The sequence below is a fragment of the Ventosimonas gracilis genome (assembly GCF_001580025.1).
Lineage (GTDB): Bacteria > Pseudomonadota > Gammaproteobacteria > Pseudomonadales > Pseudomonadaceae > Ventosimonas > Ventosimonas gracilis.
The window spans coordinates 1-1722 of sequence record NZ_LSZO01000002.1 but is presented as its reverse complement, the minus strand read 5'-3'; the positions used below and the strand labels follow the sequence as shown (position 1 = coordinate 1722).

Annotated in this window: 3 protein-coding genes; all 3 read left to right on the top strand. The window is 57.0% G+C overall.

The features are described from left to right. Positions 1 to 218 precede the first annotated feature (218 nt). The 3 genes from AXE65_RS00020 (at position 219) to AXE65_RS00010 (ending at position 1521) form a co-directional block, all read left to right on the top strand. The gene (locus tag AXE65_RS00020; RefSeq protein ID WP_068386203.1) at positions 219 to 842 is read left to right on the top strand and encodes a DNA-binding protein; all 624 of its coding nucleotides are present in this window, start codon (positions 219 to 221) and stop codon (positions 840 to 842) included. Positions 843 to 907: 65 nt separating this feature from the next. Beyond that, positions 908 to 1204, top strand: coding sequence for a type II toxin-antitoxin system RelE/ParE family toxin (locus AXE65_RS00015; protein WP_068386201.1), 297 nt, complete (start codon positions 908 to 910; stop codon positions 1202 to 1204). 5 nt (positions 1205 to 1209) lie between these two features. Further along, entirely contained in the window at positions 1210 to 1521 is a 312-nt protein-coding gene (locus tag AXE65_RS00010) for an addiction module antidote protein (protein ID WP_068386199.1), read from the top strand. The last annotated feature ends 201 nt before the right edge of the window (positions 1522 to 1722 follow it).

Below are 1722 nucleotides of genomic sequence, written 5' to 3'. Positions count from 1 at the left end.
ACGCGCCTACGGCAAAGCGGGCTACCTAGCACGAGGAGGCGGGCAGAGCGCGGCGAGTCTTTGAAGATCGGCGTTGGCGGTTAGTCCGCAAAGGACACGCCAAGAGAAGAGCAGGAGCAGGCGTGTTTGGGCGTAATTCTGCTACTTGACTTAATAACATGTTACGTTATCATAACGTAACATGTTACGACACGATGTTGCTACAAGAGGAGCGAATCATGAAACAGGTCGTTACCCAGCAGGCGGTCGATGCCGCCGCTGATGCCATCGTCACCGCAGGCGGCAAGCCTACCTTCCGTCTGATCCAGCAGCGTGTCGGCGGGTCGTTTACGACGCTCAAGCCGATGCTGGCCGATTGGGAGGCTCGACGCGAGAAAGGCGAAGAGGCTGCCGTTGAGGTGCCGGATACCCTGCTCACTCGTGGAGCAGACCTAGTGCGCAGCATTTACGCTGAGGTAGCTCTTCAAGCGCGAGTGGAGGCTGAGGCTGTGCGCAAGGATGCGGAGACCCGTGTGGGTGCGATGAAAGGCGAACTGAGCGAGGCGACTGAGGAAATCGCACGGCTGGAAGCACAGGATGCCGCTCGTGCTGATGAACTTGCCTTGTTGCGAGAGGAAAATCGGGCGCTTGAATTGAAGGTTGGCCGTCTGGAAGAACGTGCCGAACATGCGAGGCGTATGGAGGTTGAGCTTCGTGAGACTCGATCTACTCTTGCCAAGGCTGAGCAGCAGGTGATCGACCTTCAAGGCCAGCTTGCCAAGGCTGGCGATGTCCAGCAGCAACTTGCCAGTCTAGAAGAGCGGCTGGCAGCGGCTGGTGTTACACCGAAGGGCAAGAAATAGCAGAAGAGCCGGAACGGTTTAATACTTCCCTGATAACATGCCATAATAGCAACTACAGTTGTCACATGATTGAACTAATCAAAACCGACCTATTCGACCGCTGGCTTGTCGGTCTTCGTGATCGTCAAGCCCGTGCGAGGATTGAGGCGCGCATTCGGCGCTTGAGCCTTGGCAACCCCGGCGACGTGAAGTCTGTAGGCGAAGGCTTGTCGGAACTGAGAATCGACCACGGTCCCGGCTATCGCGTCTATTTCATGCGGCGCGGCCCCTTGGTGGTAGTGCTGCTTTGTGGAGGCGACAAGAGTAGCCAGGAACGGGACATTGCCCTAGCCAAAACTATTGCAGCGCAGTGGAAGGAGTGACCGAGATGGAAGTCAAATTCAGCCGCTACGATACGGCGGACTATCTCAAGACCGAGGACGATATTGCGGCTTATCTCGATGCCGTGATGGAGGACAGCGACCCCGCATTGATCGCGGCGGCGCTTGGAGACGTGGCTCGTGCCCGCAACCTTAGCCAGCTTGCCCGCGAGGTGGGAATGAGCCGCCAAGGGTTGGACAAGGGGCTTTCTGGTGATGGCAATCCGAGCCTTGCAACCGTGGTGAAAGTTGCTAGGGCGCTTGGCCTGCGACTTGCTTTCAAACCCACCAACGGCGAGCCCGCACCGTCCGCGATGTAGTCCCAAATATCGGCTCGCTCTTTCTTGGCGGTTAGTCCGCAGAGGACACGCCAAGGGAAGAGCGGCAGCAGGTGTTTGCGGGTTCCGTTTTTTGCCGAATCGCCGTAATCGCCGTAATCGCGTTTTAAGCGCGTTTTTGAATGGTTTTAATGCTACCGGCTACCCTTGCCTAGGCAAACCGTTTTATCGGCCTTAAAACAA

Excerpts from the sequence above, each read along its gene's own strand:
- AXE65_RS00020 (WP_068386203.1), top strand. The coding sequence starts at position 219 with ATGAAACAGGTCGTTACCCAGCAGGCGGTCGATGCCGCCGCTGATGCC.
- AXE65_RS00015 (WP_068386201.1), top strand. The coding sequence starts at position 908 with ATGATTGAACTAATCAAAACCGACCTATTCGACCGCTGGCTTGTCGGT.
- AXE65_RS00010 (WP_068386199.1), top strand. The coding sequence starts at position 1,210 with ATGGAAGTCAAATTCAGCCGCTACGATACGGCGGACTATCTCAAGACC.